This window comes from Lentzea sp. NPDC058436, assembly GCF_042721515.1.
GTDB lineage: Bacteria > Actinomycetota > Actinomycetes > Mycobacteriales > Pseudonocardiaceae > Lentzea.
The window spans coordinates 14721-28894 of sequence record NZ_JBHXLF010000013.1; the positions used below are offsets into that span (position 1 = coordinate 14721).

The window sequence follows — 14174 nt, forward strand, 5'->3', positions numbered from 1 at the left end:
GTGGCTACCGTGGTGGCATGCGAGAGATGGCGGACTTCTTGCGCAGCCGTCGTGAACGGATGGCGCCGCTGGGCGACGGCCGGCGCCGAACGCCGGGACGTCGTCGTGAAGAGGTCGCCGCCGCCGCGGGCATGTCCGTCGACTACTACTCGCGCCTCGAACAGGCCCGTGGGCCGCATCCGTCCGTGTCGGTCCTGAACGGCATCGCCGGCGCGTTGGAACTCAACGACGACGAGCGCGCGCACCTGTTCCGGCTGGCAGGCGAGGCCGTGCCGGAGGAGCCCGCCTCCACCGCGGTCCGGCCGGGCGTCCGGCTGCTGCTCGACCGGCTGCGCGACGACCTCGCCGTGGTGATCTCCGACCTCGGCGACGTGCTGGCCGCGACCCCGCGCGCCGAGCTCGTGTTCGGTGACCTCGTCGGCCGCAACCTGCTCAGGCAGTTCTTCCTGGGCGACCGGAGCTGGGTGCCGGCGGAGGACCGCGAGGAGGCCGCCCGTTCGCACGTCGCCGACCTGCGCGCGACCCTGGCCCGCAGGTCCGCCGCGGGCCCGTTGGTCGAGGAGCTGATGGCGAGCCCGTTGTTCGCGCGGCTGTGGGCTGAGCACGACGTGGCGGTGCGCCGTTCGGCCCGCAAACGGCTGCGGCACCCGGTTATCGGGCTGCTGGAGTTCGACTGCGAGGTGCTCGGCGCGCCCGAGCACGACCAGCGGCTGGTGATCCACGTCGCACCCGAGGGCAGCGTCACCGCGCAGAGGCTGGCTCTGCTCGCGACGGCGACAGAAGCCGCAGGTAGGATGCCTGAACCGTGGACTCTCGTACCCGTCTCCCCGTCGTCGGAATGATCGGCGGCGGGCAGCTCGCCCGCATGACGCACCAGGCCGCGATCCCGCTGGGACAGTCGCTGCGCGTGCTCGCAGTCTCCGAGAACGACCCGGCCGCGCTCGTCGCGCGGGACGTGGTGCTCGGCAAGCACACCGACCTCGACGCGCTGAGCGCGTTCGCGAAGGGCTGCGAGGTGGTCACGTTCGACCACGAGCACGTGCCCCAGGAACACCTCCGCGCGCTGGTCGCCGAGGGCGTGAAGGTGCACCCCGGCCCTGACGCGCTGCAGTTCGCGCAGGACAAGCTGAAGATGCGGGTCCGGCTCGCCGAGCTGGGGCTGCCGGTGCCGCCGTTCACCGAGGTGCACGAGGTCCGCGACGTGCTGAAGTTCGGCGCCGACCACGGCTGGCCGTGCGTGCTGAAGTCGATCAGCGGCGGCTACGACGGGCGCGGCGTGTGGATGCTGAACACCCCGCAGAGCGCCGAGCGCGTCGTTCCGGAGTTGCTGGAGTCGGGCACGCCGCTGATGGTCGAGCAGTGCGTGCCGATGCGCCGCGAGCTGGCGGCCGTCGTGGCGCGCTCGCCGTTCGGGCAGGGCGCGGCGTGGCCGGTCGTCGAGACCGTGCAGTCCGACGGCATCTGCGTCGAGGTCCTGGCGCCCGCACCGGGCCTGGACGGCGCGGAGGCCCAGGAGCTGGCCCTGAAGGTCGCCGACGCGCTGGGCGTCGTGGGCGTGCTGGCCGTGGAGCTGTTCGAGACCGCGGACGGCGTGGTCGTCAACGAGCTGGCGATGCGCCCGCACAACTCGGGCCACTGGTCGATCGAGGGCGCGCGCACGTCGCAGTTCGAACAGCACCTGCGCGCCGTCCTCGACTACCCGCTGGGCCGCACCGACCTGATGGCGCCGGCGGTCGTGATGGGCAACGTCCTCGGGGCCGAGGACACGCCCGCGATGGGCCCCGACGAGCGCGTGCACCACCTGTTCGCCCGGTTCCCGGACGCGCACGTGCACCTCTACGGCAAGGAGGAACGACCGGGCCGCAAGATCGGCCACGTGACGTTCCTCGGCAACGACATGACCGAGGTCCGCTCGCGCGCACGGCTCGCGGCGGACTGGCTCTCCACGGGCGTCTGGTCAGACGGATACGACATTCACGGCGAAGAGCGGAGCGCGGAGTGACCCAGGTTGGCGTGATCATGGGCAGTGACTCGGACTGGCCGGTGATGAAGGCGGCCACCGAGGCCCTCGCCGAGTTCGACGTGCCGTTCGAGGTGAGCGTCGTCTCCGCCCACCGCACCCCGCAGCGCATGCTCGACTACGCCGCCTCCGCCGTCTCGCGCGGCCTGCGCGTGATCATCGCGGGAGCCGGCGGCGCCGCCCACCTGCCCGGCATGGTCGCCTCGGCCACCGTGCTGCCGGTGATCGGCGTGCCCGTCCCGTTGAAGTACCTCGACGGCATGGACTCGCTGCTCTCGATCGTGCAGATGCCCGCGGGCGTCCCCGTCGCCACGGTCTCCGTGGGTGGCGCGCGCAACGCGGGCTTGCTGGCCGTGCGGATGCTGGCTTCGGGCGACGCGGCACTGCAGGAGCGCATGGCCCGCTTCCAGGCGGAACTCGAGCAGCTCGTACTAGACAAGGACGCGGCGCTGCAGAAGTCCCTCTGAGTGCTCAACAGCACAGGAGCGCGCGACGTGAACGGGCGCTAACATCGTGCCGAGCACTCGCTACTGGGAGGTAACAAGGTGAACCCGAGCTTCGGCACCTATCAGCTCGCCGAGGAGCACGAGGCGCTGCGAGAGGCCGTCCGCTCGCTCGCCGAGAAGGAGATCAAGCCGTACGCGGCCGAGGTCGACGAGAACGAGCGCTTCCCGGTAGAGGCCCACAACGCCCTGGTCAAGGCGGGCTTCGCGGCCGTCCACGTGCCCGAGTCCTACGACGGCCAGGGCGCGGACTCCGTCGCCACGTGCATCGTCATCGAGGAAGTGGCCCGCGTCTGCGCCTCTTCGTCGCTGATCCCGGCGGTCAACAAGCTCGGCACGATGCCGATTCTCCTGTCGGCCTCCGACGAGCTGAAGCAACTCGTCATGCCGTCCATCGCCTCCGGCGAGGCCATGGCGTCCTACGCGTTGTCGGAGCGCGAGGCAGGCTCCGACACCGCCTCGATGCGGACGCGCGCTCTTTTGGATGGGGACCACTGGGTGCTCAACGGCACCAAGTGCTGGATCACCAACGCCGGCGAGTCCACCTGGTACACCGTCATGGCCGTGACGGACCCGCAGGCGCCGAAGAAGTCGCAGGGCATCTCGGCGTTCGTCGTGCACAAGGACGACCCGGGCTTCTCCGTGGGCCCGAAGGAGCGCAAGCTCGGCATCAAGGGCTCGCCGACCCGCGAGATCTACTTCGAGAACTGCACGATCCCCGAGAACCGGATCATCGGCGAGCCGGGCACCGGTTTGAAGACGGCGTTGCGGACCCTGGACCACACGCGTCCGACCATCGGCGCTCAGGCCGTCGGCATCGCGCAGGGTGCCCTGGAGGCCGCGGTCGCGTACGTCAAGGACCGCAAGCAGTTCGGAAAGTCCATTTCGGACTTCCAGGGCGTCCAGTTCATGCTCGCCGACATGGCAATGAAGATCGAGGCGGCCCGCCACATGGTCTACGTCGCCGCCGCCAAGGCTGAACGTGGGGAGCCGAACATCGGCTTCATCACCGCTGCTGCCAAGTGCTTCGCGTCCGACGTGGCCATGGAGGTCACGACCGACGCCGTGCAGCTCTTCGGCGGCGCCGGCTACACCCGTGACTTCCCGGTCGAGCGCATGATGCGCGACGCCAAGATCACGCAGATCTACGAGGGCACGAACCAGGTTCAGCGCGTCGTGATGTCGCGCGCCGTCCTGAACGGCTAGGAACGATCTTCTGAAGGGCCCGGAGGCACGTACTCCGGGCCCTTCAGCGTTCGTCGAGCGAACCGGCGAGCATCGCACCCAGCCAGTTCGTGTAGCCGAGGCGCAGGTTCTCCCAGCCGAGCCCAGGAGCCAGGTGGTGGATCGCCCGCCGCCCCGCCTCATCAGACACCAAGGCGAAGCAGTCCCCACGAACGGTGTCGGCGACGACGAATCCGCCGTCCTCGACGGGGCCCGCGTGCACCGCAGGCGTTGACCCGAAGCCACTGCCGAACACCCGCAGCCTTCCGTCCACCAGCAGCCCACCCGAATGCGCGACCACCGCGCCGAGCCACGAGTCCGCGGCGATGCCGAGCTCGGCCGCGCGGCGGTGGTCCGGCTCCAGCACGGTCACCGGATACGGCGACTCGGCGACGGACCACATCACCGCCTCCCAAGCGGTTCTCCTCACAAAGGCGAGTAGACCACGACGGTTGCGTCCAGCGTCCCGAGCTTCGCCGCGATCAACGGCTCCACGTCGCCCCAGTCGAGCCCACCCAGCCCGGCCCCGAGCGCCGGCACCGCCACCGACCGCAACCCGAGCTCATCAACCACCCGGGCCAGGTCATCCAGCCCGTCCGCCACGTCGGCCAGCCGCGATCGCGACCGGAAGTGCCCCTTCGTGGGAAAGCTGATGAAGCACCGCTCCAGCGATACGACGTGCACGCGCCCCAACCGGACCTCCCCGGCCGCACAAGCCGCCGCGTAGGCCGCGAAGTACGAGGGGAAGCGCTGCTTGAACTGCAGAGCCAACCCCTTGCCCATCACGCCGACGCAGTTCACCGCGTTCACGAGCGCCTCGACATCGGCGTTCAACAGGTCGCCGGAACCCTGCACGATCACAAGCCGCATCATGCAGGGCACCACCGACAAAAATCGCTAGCCCGAAGCCACGCAGGTGCCGATCGCCTCGCCCACCGCACCCCGAGCACCCAGCACGCAAGAAGAGTCCGGGGTGATCGACTTGTCGGCGAGCTGCTGCGAGTACGCGATCGCGACGTTCAGCAACCGTGTGGGACTGCGGCTGTCCCTGGCCGCCTTCACTGCGGCGGAACGGGCTTCCTCTGTCGTGCAGGACAGGTCGGTGCCGGCACCGACCTCGCGCGGCAGCCACAGGGCCTTGGTGCCGGACGCGCAAGGCACGACCTCCCAACGCGAACCCGGCGAGGCCAGCGCGAGGGGAGCGGACAACACGGCGAAGCCGAGCATCAGAGCCAGAGCCACGAAGAAACGTCCCATGCGTCCGAACGTAACCAACTCCAAAAACTCGCATGGGGGAACCGTCTTCACCAAAGGTGACTACGCAGGGAGAACGGCCACAGTGGACCGTTCTCCCGCGAGGCACCGGCGTTCACAGCGAGTCGAGGACCTCGCCCAGCCGCTCGTACGACCGCCCAGCCCCGTCCGCCATCCCGGTGGCCAGCACGGCATCGCGCACCTCCTGCGACGCCAACGTCATCGTCGAGGTCATGACCGTCCGCCCGTCCTCCTCGACGAACGTCACCGTCGTCAGGGCCGGCGGGTTGTCCTCGAAGATCTCGGTGTTGACGATCCGCGAGTGGGGCGTCACCTCGGTGTACTCGCCGTGCATCTCGAACGCGGACGAGCCGTCCGGCTGCGCCCAGCCGTAGCGCCACTTGCCGCCCACGCGCAGGTCGACCTCGCAGATCGGCATCTCCCAGCCGTCGGGGCCGAGCAGCCAGCGGCGCAGCAGCGCCGGGTCGGTGAAAGCCTTCCACACCAACGAAGCCGGCGCGTCGAACGTGCGCGTCATCGCGATCTCGGTGTCGGACGGGAGGGTTACGGTCGTGCCGAACTTCACCGTGCTCATCAGTCCTGCTCCTTCATCTCGGTCAAGAGTTCGTCCAGGCGTGCGTAGCTCGCATCCCAGAAGCGGCGGTAGTTCTCAGCCCACACGGCGACCTCCTTGAGCGGTGTCGCGTCGAGTTGGCAGGGGCGCCACTGGGCCTCCCTGCCTCGGGTGATCAGGCCTGCCTTCTCCAGCACGCGCAGGTGTTTGGAGATCGCCGGGCCGCTCATGTCGAACGGCTCGGAGAGCTCCTTCACCGTTGCCGGGCCCTCGGTGAGCCGCGCGAGGATCGCCCGGCGGGTCGGGTCCGCCAGTGCGGCGAAGGTGGCGCTCAGCTGGTCCATCTCGTACCTAACCACTTGGTTATCTAACCTTGTGGTTAAGTACAGCGACCGCGACCCGTGCTGTCAACCCCCAAGTTCAAGATCAACAAGCTGGATAGCATCGATAAATTCGGCAATTTCAATCGACTAATGAGTCGAAAGATACGTTTCTGAAACGCGTGGAATTGGGTTAAGGCTGAACAGAGCAACTTCAACATCACCGCTGGACAGCAGGTCAGACGCGTAGCTACGTTCGAAAAGCCGCAAGTGAACCTCGTTTAGTGAGGTATTTCGAATGAGAGCGAAAAGAACGGTTTCATCGTTGTTCGCATTTGTGCTGGCCGCTTCCGTGTTCGTGCCGACCGCGCAGGCGGCACCGAACGGCAGCGCGTCCAGCCTGGCCAGAACCTCCGACGACAAGGTCCAGACGGCCGCCGCGGCCGAGCAGTACTGGACCGCGGAGCGCATGGCGAGCGCGATCCCGGCGCAAGCTCCCGCCACGGTCCAGGCCGCTTCCCCACGCCAGCCCTCGGGTCGTGCGGGCAGCATCGAGGGCGTCGCACCCTCGGTGAAGGCCGGAACCCAACGGGCACAGGGCATCGGGGCGATGCTCAACGAGTCGCAGACGGTCGGGAAGGTGTTCTTCACCAACCCGGTCAACGGCCTGAACTACGTCTGCTCGGGTGCGACCGTGAGCAGCGCCAAGCGGAAGCTGGTCCAGACGGCGGGGCACTGCGTGCACGGCGGTGCCGGTGGCCAGTGGATGTCCAACTGGGTGTTCGTCCCGCGCTACCGCGACGGCGCGCGGCCGTTCGGCACGTGGAGCGCGTACACGCTCACGACTCGCACTGCCTGGATCAACTCCAGCAACAGCGACGAGGACATGGGCATCGTCGTCATGAACACCCTCGGCGGCAGCTCGATCGCGAACGTCGTGGGTGGCAACGGGTTGCGCTGGAACTGGGGCTACTCGGTGTTCGTCACGATCCTCGGCTACCCCGCGGGTCCGCCGTTCACCGGTGAGCTGCAGTACTACTGCCAGGGCACGACGTGGAACGGTCACGGCCAGCAAGTCCGGGCCTGGTGCAACATGACCGGCGGCTCGTCCGGCGGTCCGTGGCTGCAGGAGTACAACGACCAGAACGGCCTCGGCTACATCAACAGCGTGGTCAGCCACCGGCACGCCGACGCGAGCCAGATGGACGGGCCGTACTTCGACAACGACATCAAGAGCCTCTACGACTTCGCGGAGTCGTTGTCGCCGTGACGTCGAATCGAACCGTCGGCCGGGCGCGGCGATCCCGCTCCCGGCCTTCGGGCAACCGCAGACCGCCGGTGTTCCGTCCTACGCACATGAGCATCCGAATCGCCTTCGCCGTCGTGCTGCTGGTCGCCGCAACGGGCTGCGGCGGCTCGTCCGCCGGCCAGAGCGCGAACCTCAGGGGCAAGGTGTACGTCTCCTCGTCCGTCACCGAGCAGGGCAAGCCGCGCGCCATGGTCGAGGGCACGAGGGTGGAGCTCAGGTTCACCGACGACGACAGGCTCATCGCCCACGCCGGCTGCAACCAGATGCAGGGCCCGGTGAGCCTCGACGACGGCAAGGTCACCGTCACCGAGCTCGGCATGACCGCGATGGGCTGCCCGAAACCCGAGCTGCACGAGCAGGACACGTGGCTGTCGAAGGTGCTCGACGCGAAGCCGTCCTGGAAGCTCGACGGCACCGACCTCGTGCTCACCGGGGCGAACTCGGAGATCGTGCTCGCGCCGGAGCAGCCCGCCACGCTGGAGGGCGCCTGGACGGTCAACGGCCTGGTCACGAAGGACGCGGCCTCGTCCGTGCCCGCGGGGGTGAAGGCCACGGTCTCGTTCCAGAACGGCAACCTCAGCATCAACACCGGGTGCAACCTCAACGGCGGCGACCGGCCGTACGAGCTGTCCGGCCAGACGATCAAGGCCGAGCTGGGGCCGATCACCGACATGGCCTGCGATGGGGTGAACGAGGTCGAGACCGCTCTCACGCAGGCGTTCTCCGGTGGCGGGCCGACTTACAAGATCGACCGCAACACGCTGACGCTGACCAACCAGGAGGGTGTCGGCGTGACGCTCATCAAGTAGCGGGACCTGCGAACCTAAGGACTCCCTGTTGGATTCCTGTCGAAATCATGAGGTTGTTCAAACCTGCACTAGTTTTGGTTCGAGGTTGAACGACCTTCAGAGACACGACAGGATCGGGGAGCAAGGAACATGGTCAAGGACATCGCCGCACTCATCGGGCGGATCGCCGTCGGCGTCGTGTTCGTCGCGCACGGCTGGCAGAAGTTCACCGAGTACGGCATGGCGGGCACGGCCGGGTCCTTCGAGAAGATGGGCGTGCCGCTGCCGACGCTGTCCGCGTGGTTCGCCGCGACCATCGAGCTCGCAGGAGGCCTCGCGCTGATCGCCGGCCTCGCGCTGCCGGTCGTCGGCGTCCTGCTCGCCGCCGACATGCTCGGCGCGTGGCTGCTCGTCCACCTGCCGAACGGCCTGATCGGCGAGGGCGGTGCGGAGCTCGTGATCGTGCTCGGTGCTGCCGCGCTCGCGCTCGGCTTCAACGGTGGTGCCTACGCGCTGGACCGCGTGGTGTTCAAGAACAACAAGGTGCTCAACCCAGCTGCTGCGTGACCTTCTCGGTGTCCCGGCGCGCGGCCAACCGGCCCGCGTCGGGATTGCTGACCTGCACGAGCGAGCCACCGGCCGCCAGCACGGCCAGGAATCGTTCCAGCACAGCGGAAGCCGAGTCCCACTCCAGAGTGGACAGCACGCGCGGCTCGTCGCCGAGCTCGGTGCCCAACGAGCGCGCGGCGGCCACCACCTCGTCCACAGTGGACTCGCCGAGCGCGGGCGTCGAGCCGGGAACCGGTTCCCACGGCATGAAGTCGTCGCCGTGCAGACGCACGTCGTCGGCGTAGTCGACCGGGGCGCCGGAGCCCAACCCCAAGGGGTGCAACGAGGCCACGGCCACGACGTCCGCGTCCGCCGTGCCACCGGGCGGCACCACGGCGACCTTCGCGCCGGAGAAGTCCGCGCCGACCACACGGGCGCCGCACCACCAGGCGCCGAGCAGCAGGCCCACGGTCTGCCAGTGCGCGGGCAGCAGCACCGCCACCGGGTCACCCGGTTCGACGTCGTGCTCGTCGCGCAGCCAGTTCGCCGTCTTCGCGGCCCAGTTCTTCACGGTCGCGCGCGACAGTTCGATGCGCGTGCCCGCCGCGTCGTCGTAGTGCGTGATCAGCGGACGACCCGGGTCGGCCTTGAGCAACGGCGTGAAGAGGATCTCGGTGACGCTCACGCGGTGACTCCTAGTCGACGCAGGGCACATCTTGGCGCGCTGCGACGGCATGCGCGCCGTCCAGCGAGAGCAGCTTTTCAGGGCCGAACCGCGACGGCGCGACCGGGGTGCTGGAGGGTGCGGTCGACGAGGGAGCGGGCTGCGCGGTCTCGCCGATCAGCTGCGCCACCCACGCCTTCACCGCCTCGCGGTCGACCGTCACGATGCTCTGCCCGCGCTCGTTGCGCGCGTCGATGCTCGTCACCGGGATCGTGGCGAACTCCACGTTGCCCGACGCGAGACCCTGCGCCTGCGCGGCCAGCGTCGCGATGTCGAGGTTCTGGTCCACCACAACGGACTTCGACACGGCGTCGAGCAGTCCGCTCATCTTCGCCGGATCGGTGAACGTGCCCGCGGACAGCAACTGCTTCATCGCCTGCGACATGAACACCTGCTGCCGTGCGATGCGACCCAGGTCACCACCGGGCATGTTCCGCTGCCGCACGAACGACAGCGCGTCACCGCCCGAGATCGTCTGCGGGCCCGCGCGGAAGTTCGCGCCCGAGTTGGGGTCCGACGTGCCGGCCTTGAGGCACACCTGCACGCCGCCGATCACCTCGGTCAGCAGGTAGAAGCCGTAGAGGTTGATCTCCGCGTAGTGGTCGACGCGCATCCCCGTCAGGTCCTGCACCGCCTGCACCAGCGCCTTGCGCCCCGCCTCGTCCGACTTGCGCTCGCGCTCCTGCTGGTCGCTCACGCCCTCGGCCTGCAGCCGTTCGGCGGTCAGGTACTTCACCGCGCCGTACGCGGCGTTGATCTTGTCCTCGCGGAAGCCCGCGATCGGCAGGTAGGTGTCGCGGGGGATCGAGATGGCGCTGGCCTTGCCTCCGTTGCGGGGCACGCGCATCACGATGATCGTGTCCGTGTTCACCGTGTCGGTGCCCTCGGTGCGCAACTTGCGCAGCACGTCCGCGGGAAGCGGCCTGCCCTGCGCGTCCGTCCTGCTGTCGCTGCCCACCAGCAGGATGTCGATCGCGCCGTCCTCGACGGGCGGCGAGTTCGGGATGTCCTCCAGCACCTGGAGGATCTGCGTGGTGTTGGTGTTCTCCTTCACCAGGCGCAGCGCGGTCCAGAAGTAGCCGGAGAACGCCAACGTTGTCACGGCGACCAGCGCGATCACCACACGGCCTGTGACCCGTGCGGCTTTCTTCGCGCGTGCGGCAGTGCTCAACGTTCACCCTCCGTGTACTGGATCTGCTCTCTCAGAGTAACTATCGCGAGAGCGTTACGCCGGGGGATTCAGTTCACGCAGACCAGCCCGCCCGCCGTGATGGGCGGGGTGCTGCTGGAGCTCACGGGCGCCGACGTGCCGGGAACGCCCTGGGGGTCCAGCGCCTCACCGTCGTCCGGCGAACGGTAGTCGCCACCGACGAAGACCTGGATCTGTCCCTTTCGGACGGACGCGTCCTCCTCGACCGCCACGTTCTGGCCGAGCTCCGCCGCGACCTTGCGCGCCGAGCCCTCCTCGCCGGTCGCGTACCGGACGACCGTGGTGTCGCTGTTCTGCTGCGCCGACCCGACGGAACCGCGCAGGAAGCCCTTGGCCGTCAACGTGTTCATCACGTCGCCGGCGAGCCCCTGCACACCGGCGGCGTTGAACACCTGCACGGTGATCGACGAGTTCGGCGGGGCGGGGAGGGTGGTGGTGACGGTCGGCGACGAGCTCGCCGAGCTCTTGTCCACGGCCAGGTCGGTGAGGAACTTGCGCACCTGCGCGGGGTTCACCGGCAGCACGTTGCCGTCGCTGTAGGTGTCCGTCGGGTCGCCCACCGGGATGGTCTTGAACTCGAAGTTGCCGCCCACGAGGCCCTGCAGCTGCTCGGCGAACGTGGTGATGTCCCAGCCGGAGCTGAGGATCACCGACTTCTGCACGGCCTCGACCAGCCCGTTGAGCTTGCCGGTGTCCGTCAGCGTGCCGGTCGACAGAACCTTCTTCGCGAGGGCACCGATGAACACCTGCTGGCGCACGACCCTGTCCAGGTCGCCGCCCGGCAGGTTCTTGCGCTGCCGCACGAACGACAGCGCGGACGCGCCCTCGATCGTCTGCTGGCCCGCCTGGAAGTTCGCGCCGGAGTCGCGGTCGGAGGTGGCCTCGTTCAGGCAGACTTCGACGCCCCCGATGGCCTTGGTGACCTCGTAGAAGCTCGCCAGGTTGACCTCGGCGTAGCGGTCGATGCGCACTTGGTTGCCGGACAGGCCCTCGATCGTCTTGATAAGCGTCTTGCGGCCGGCGGCCATCGACTCGGTGCGGATGCGCGCCTCGTCCGTCACTCCCTGTGTGCGCAGCTCCTGGTCGACGGTGTTGCGCTGGCGGGCGAACGCCGAGTTGAGCTTGTGCTTGCCGAACCCGTCCGCGATCTCGACGTAGGAGTCGCGGGGGAACGAGATCGCGACCGCGCGGGTGCCGTCGACCGGGATGTGCACGAGGATCATCGTGTCGGTGTTCTGCTCACCGTCGGGGATGCCGCCGTTGAGCATGGCGAGCACCTCCTGCGACAGCGGGTTGCCCTGCGCGTCGGTGCGGCTGTCCATGCCGACCAGCAGGATGTCGACCGCGCCGTCGAGCGGCTTGGGCCCCTGCTTGGTGAGCTCCTCCGAGATGACCTCGGTCTTGACGATGCCCTCGTTCGCCGTGCGCAGCTTGTTCCAGCCGTACGACGTGATGAGGAGCACAGCGGTCGAGACGAGGGCCACGAAGATCTTCCCCGTCACCAGGAAAGCGCGAAGAGCCGCAGACGGCCGGTTTACGACCACTCTGACCGGCAGACTTCTGCCTTCCACGACCGTTTCCTCCCCCACACCCATGAGTTTAGTTCTTTATAAGTCAGACGACGTGACGTTGCTGTGGGTTGCAGCGATTGGTTACGTGACAGACTGCGTTCGGGGTACACCACGGGAGGAATGGGCATGCGCGTACTGGTGACGGGTGGGGCCGGGTTCATCGGCTCGCACTACGTGCGGGAGTTGGTGAGCGGGTCCTACCCTGCGTTCGCCGGTGCCGAAGTGGTGGTGCTCGACAAGCTCACCTACGCGGGCAGCGAGACGAACCTCGCGCCGGTCGCGGGCAAGTTCGAGTTCGTCCGGGGTGACATCTGCGACGCCGCCGTGGTCGCGGAGCAGATGCGCGGCATCGACGTCGTGGTGCACTTCGCGGCCGAATCGCACGTCGACCGTTCCATCACCGGATCCGCGGACTTCGTGCTGACGAACGTCCTCGGCACGCAAACGTTGCTGCAGGGCGCGCTGAACGCGGGCGTGAAGCGGTTCGTGCACGTCTCGACGGACGAGGTCTACGGCTCCATCGAGACCGGTTCCTGGACCGAGACGCACATACTTGAGCCGAACTCACCTTATTCGGCCTCGAAGGCTTCTTCCGACCTCCTGGCGCGCGCGTTCCACCGCACCCACGGACTGCCCGTGAGCATCACACGGTGTTCGAACAATTACGGGCCGTACCAGTTCCCCGAAAAGGTGATTCCGCTCTTCGTCACCAATTTGATCGACGGCGGGAAGGTGCCGCTCTACGGAGACGGCCTGAACGTTCGCGACTGGCTGCACGTCGCCGACCACTGCCGCGGCATCCAGCTCGTCGCCGAGGGCGGCAGGCCGGGGGAGATCTACAACATCGGTGGCGGCACCGAGCTCACCAACCGCGAGCTCACCGAGAAGCTGCTGACGGCCACGGGCCGTGACTGGTCGTCCGTCGAGCCGGTGCAGGACCGCAAGGGTCACGACCGCCGCTACTCCGTCGACATCTCCAAGATCGCCTCCGAGCTCGGCTACGCGCCGCAGGTCGACTTCACCGTGGGCCTGGCCGACACCGTCGACTGGTACCGCGAGAACCGCGCCTGGTGGGAGCCGCTCAAGGAGCGCGCGGCGCTGGAGAAGGGCTGATCGTGATCCTCGTTCCCGGCGGTCGTGGCCAGCTCGGCCGTGACCTCGCAGCCCTGTCCGCCGACGTCCGCGCGCTGTCGTCGTCCGAGCTGGACGTGACGAAGGTGACGGCCGCCGACCTGGCGGGCGCCACCGCGGTGATCAACTGCGCCGCGTACACCGCCGTCGACGCGGCCGAGACCGACGAGGACCGCGCGTTCGCGATCAACGCCGTCGGTCCCGGTCTGCTGGCCGACGCGTGCGCTTCCCTTGGCATTCCGATGATCCACGTCTCCACGGACTACGTGTTCTCCGGCGAGGGCACGGAGCCGTACGAGACCACGGACCCGGTCAGCCCGAAGTCCGCCTACGGCCGCACGAAGCTCGAAGGCGAACGCCGTGTGCTGGAGGCGGGCGGCTACGTCGTGCGCACCGCGTGGGTGTACGGCGCGGGCGGCTCGAACTTCGTGAAGACCATGGCGGCACTGGAGTCCTCGCGCCCGACGCTGTCCGTTGTGGACGATCAGACCGGTTCGCCGACGTGGTCGCGCGACCTCGCCGCCGGACTCCTCGAACTCGCCGAGGTGCTGCCGTCCCAGCGACTGCTGCACGCGACCGGCGGCGGCGAGACGACGTGGTTCCGGTTCGCGCAGGCGGTTTTCGAGGAGATCGGCGCCGATCCCGCCCGCGTTCAGCCGTGCAGCACGGACGAGTTCCCGCGCCCGGCTCCACGACCCGCCTACTCGGTGCTGTCGGGTGCTGCCTGGGCAGCGGCGGGACTACGCCCGTTGCCGCACTGGCGAAGCGCCCTTTCGGAGGCGGTCCGGGCGGGTGTGGTAGCTCCGAGTACCGGTGCTGCGCCATTGGAGTGACCGGTCTGGCACCGCCGTTCCGATTTTGGGAGCCTGGTCGGCATGTTCGATTCCGGGCGCGAACCGCAGCGTCCCGCGACAACGGATTCCGATCGGCAGCGCTTCCTCAGGTGCGTTGCCGTTGTCACGGGCTCGCGGCAGGTGTCGCTGAGCCAGCTCGACAA

At 68.4% G+C, this 14174-nt stretch carries 17 protein-coding genes; 9 read left to right on the forward strand and 8 right to left on the reverse strand.

All coding sequences use genetic code 11. The features are described 5' to 3' along the window. Positions 1 to 17: 17 nt before the first annotated feature. The 4 genes from ACFWN2_RS32780 to ACFWN2_RS32795 all read left to right on the forward strand — a co-directional run bounded on the left by ACFWN2_RS32780 (position 18) and on the right by ACFWN2_RS32795 (position 3729). A complete protein-coding gene (locus tag ACFWN2_RS32780) occupies positions 18 to 842 on the forward strand; it encodes a helix-turn-helix transcriptional regulator (RefSeq protein WP_382434105.1) in 825 nt (274 codons plus the stop codon). After that, positions 806 to 2002 (forward strand): 5-(carboxyamino)imidazole ribonucleotide synthase, encoded by a 1197-nt coding sequence (locus ACFWN2_RS32785; RefSeq protein ID WP_382434107.1) that lies wholly within the window; start codon positions 806 to 808, stop codon positions 2000 to 2002. The genes ACFWN2_RS32780 and ACFWN2_RS32785 overlap by 37 nt, the downstream gene beginning before the upstream one ends. Next, positions 1999 to 2487 (forward strand): 5-(carboxyamino)imidazole ribonucleotide mutase, encoded by a 489-nt coding sequence (purE, locus tag ACFWN2_RS32790; protein ID WP_382434109.1) that lies wholly within the window; start codon positions 1999 to 2001, stop codon positions 2485 to 2487. Before ACFWN2_RS32785 ends, purE begins: the two co-directional genes overlap by 4 nt. A 78-nt stretch (positions 2488 to 2565) precedes the next feature. Continuing rightward, positions 2566 to 3729: an acyl-CoA dehydrogenase gene (locus ACFWN2_RS32795; protein ID WP_382434111.1), complete on the forward strand. Its 1164-nt coding sequence runs from the start codon at positions 2566 to 2568 to the stop codon at positions 3727 to 3729. 43 nt (positions 3730 to 3772) lie between these two features. Here the strand turns inward: ACFWN2_RS32795 and ACFWN2_RS32800 are convergent, their stop codons facing one another. The 5 genes from ACFWN2_RS32800 to ACFWN2_RS32820 form a co-directional block, all read right to left on the reverse strand. After that, positions 3773 to 4177, reverse strand: coding sequence for a DUF2625 family protein (locus tag ACFWN2_RS32800; protein ID WP_382434113.1), 405 nt, complete (start codon positions 4175 to 4177; stop codon positions 3773 to 3775). Next, positions 4174 to 4620 carry a macro domain-containing protein gene (locus tag ACFWN2_RS32805; RefSeq protein WP_382434115.1) on the reverse strand — a complete coding sequence of 149 codons (447 nt, stop codon included), beginning with the start codon at positions 4618 to 4620 and terminating at the stop codon, positions 4174 to 4176. The genes ACFWN2_RS32800 and ACFWN2_RS32805 overlap by 4 nt, the downstream gene beginning before the upstream one ends. A 24-nt stretch (positions 4621 to 4644) precedes the next feature. Next, positions 4645 to 5004 carry a hypothetical protein gene (locus ACFWN2_RS32810; RefSeq protein ID WP_382434117.1) on the reverse strand — a complete coding sequence of 120 codons (360 nt, stop codon included), beginning with the start codon at positions 5002 to 5004 and terminating at the stop codon, positions 4645 to 4647. Positions 5005 to 5116: 112 nt separating this feature from the next. After that, positions 5117 to 5596, reverse strand: coding sequence for an SRPBCC family protein (locus ACFWN2_RS32815; protein ID WP_382434119.1), 480 nt, complete (start codon positions 5594 to 5596; stop codon positions 5117 to 5119). After that, positions 5596 to 5919 (reverse strand): ArsR/SmtB family transcription factor, encoded by a 324-nt coding sequence (locus tag ACFWN2_RS32820; RefSeq protein WP_382434316.1) that lies wholly within the window; start codon positions 5917 to 5919, stop codon positions 5596 to 5598. Before ACFWN2_RS32820 ends, ACFWN2_RS32815 begins: the two co-directional genes overlap by 1 nt. Positions 5920 to 6220: 301 nt before the next feature. Here ACFWN2_RS32820 and ACFWN2_RS32825 point away from each other — a divergent pair, with 301 nt between their 5' ends. The 3 genes from ACFWN2_RS32825 to ACFWN2_RS32835 all read left to right on the forward strand — a co-directional run bounded on the left by ACFWN2_RS32825 (position 6221) and on the right by ACFWN2_RS32835 (position 8559). Beyond that, the gene (locus ACFWN2_RS32825) at positions 6221 to 7165 is read left to right on the forward strand and encodes a hypothetical protein (protein ID WP_382434121.1); all 945 of its coding nucleotides are present in this window, start codon (positions 6221 to 6223) and stop codon (positions 7163 to 7165) included. Between the two features lie 86 nt (positions 7166 to 7251). After that, positions 7252 to 8013, forward strand: coding sequence for an META domain-containing protein (locus tag ACFWN2_RS32830; RefSeq protein WP_382434122.1), 762 nt, complete (start codon positions 7252 to 7254; stop codon positions 8011 to 8013). A 129-nt stretch (positions 8014 to 8142) separates the two neighbouring features. Beyond that, a complete protein-coding gene (locus ACFWN2_RS32835; RefSeq protein ID WP_382434123.1) occupies positions 8143 to 8559 on the forward strand; it encodes a DoxX family protein in 417 nt (138 codons plus the stop codon). Here the strand turns inward: ACFWN2_RS32835 and ACFWN2_RS32840 are convergent. The 3 genes from ACFWN2_RS32840 to ACFWN2_RS32850 all read right to left on the reverse strand — a co-directional run bounded on the left by ACFWN2_RS32840 (position 8540) and on the right by ACFWN2_RS32850 (position 11977). Next, a complete protein-coding gene (locus tag ACFWN2_RS32840; RefSeq protein WP_382434125.1) occupies positions 8540 to 9226 on the reverse strand; it encodes a TIGR03089 family protein in 687 nt (228 codons plus the stop codon). The genes ACFWN2_RS32835 and ACFWN2_RS32840 overlap by 20 nt on opposite strands. A 10-nt stretch (positions 9227 to 9236) precedes the next feature. Then, positions 9237 to 10436 (reverse strand): LCP family protein, encoded by a 1200-nt coding sequence (locus ACFWN2_RS32845; protein WP_382434126.1) that lies wholly within the window; start codon positions 10434 to 10436, stop codon positions 9237 to 9239. A 68-nt stretch (positions 10437 to 10504) separates the two neighbouring features. Then, positions 10505 to 11977, reverse strand: a complete 1473-nt coding sequence (locus ACFWN2_RS32850; protein ID WP_382434127.1) for an LCP family protein — start codon at positions 11975 to 11977, stop codon at positions 10505 to 10507. 195 nt (positions 11978 to 12172) lie between these two features. Here ACFWN2_RS32850 and rfbB point away from each other — a divergent pair, with 195 nt between their 5' ends. After that, positions 12173 to 13159, forward strand: a complete 987-nt coding sequence (gene rfbB, locus ACFWN2_RS32855; RefSeq protein WP_382434128.1) for a dTDP-glucose 4,6-dehydratase — start codon at positions 12173 to 12175, stop codon at positions 13157 to 13159. Next, a complete protein-coding gene (rfbD, locus tag ACFWN2_RS32860) occupies positions 13156 to 14010 on the forward strand; it encodes a dTDP-4-dehydrorhamnose reductase (protein WP_382434317.1) in 855 nt (284 codons plus the stop codon). Before rfbB ends, rfbD begins: the two co-directional genes overlap by 4 nt. Positions 14011 to 14174: the final 164 nt, after the last annotated feature.

Bases quoted from the DNA above. Each gene is read 5' to 3' on its own strand.
- ACFWN2_RS32780 (WP_382434105.1), top strand. From the start codon at position 18: ATGCGAGAGATGGCGGACTTCTTGCGCAGCCGTCGTGAACGGATGGCG.
- ACFWN2_RS32805 (WP_382434115.1), bottom strand. From the start codon at position 4,620: ATGATGCGGCTTGTGATCGTGCAGGGTTCCGGCGACCTGTTGAACGCC.
- ACFWN2_RS32810 (WP_382434117.1), bottom strand. From the start codon at position 5,004: ATGGGACGTTTCTTCGTGGCTCTGGCTCTGATGCTCGGCTTCGCCGTG.
- ACFWN2_RS32815 (WP_382434119.1), bottom strand. From the start codon at position 5,596: ATGAGCACGGTGAAGTTCGGCACGACCGTAACCCTCCCGTCCGACACC.
- ACFWN2_RS32820 (WP_382434316.1), bottom strand. From the start codon at position 5,919: ATGGACCAGCTGAGCGCCACCTTCGCCGCACTGGCGGACCCGACCCGC.
- ACFWN2_RS32830 (WP_382434122.1), top strand. From the start codon at position 7,252: ATGAGCATCCGAATCGCCTTCGCCGTCGTGCTGCTGGTCGCCGCAACG.
- ACFWN2_RS32835 (WP_382434123.1), top strand. From the start codon at position 8,143: ATGGTCAAGGACATCGCCGCACTCATCGGGCGGATCGCCGTCGGCGTC.
- rfbB (WP_382434128.1), top strand. From the start codon at position 12,173: ATGCGCGTACTGGTGACGGGTGGGGCCGGGTTCATCGGCTCGCACTAC.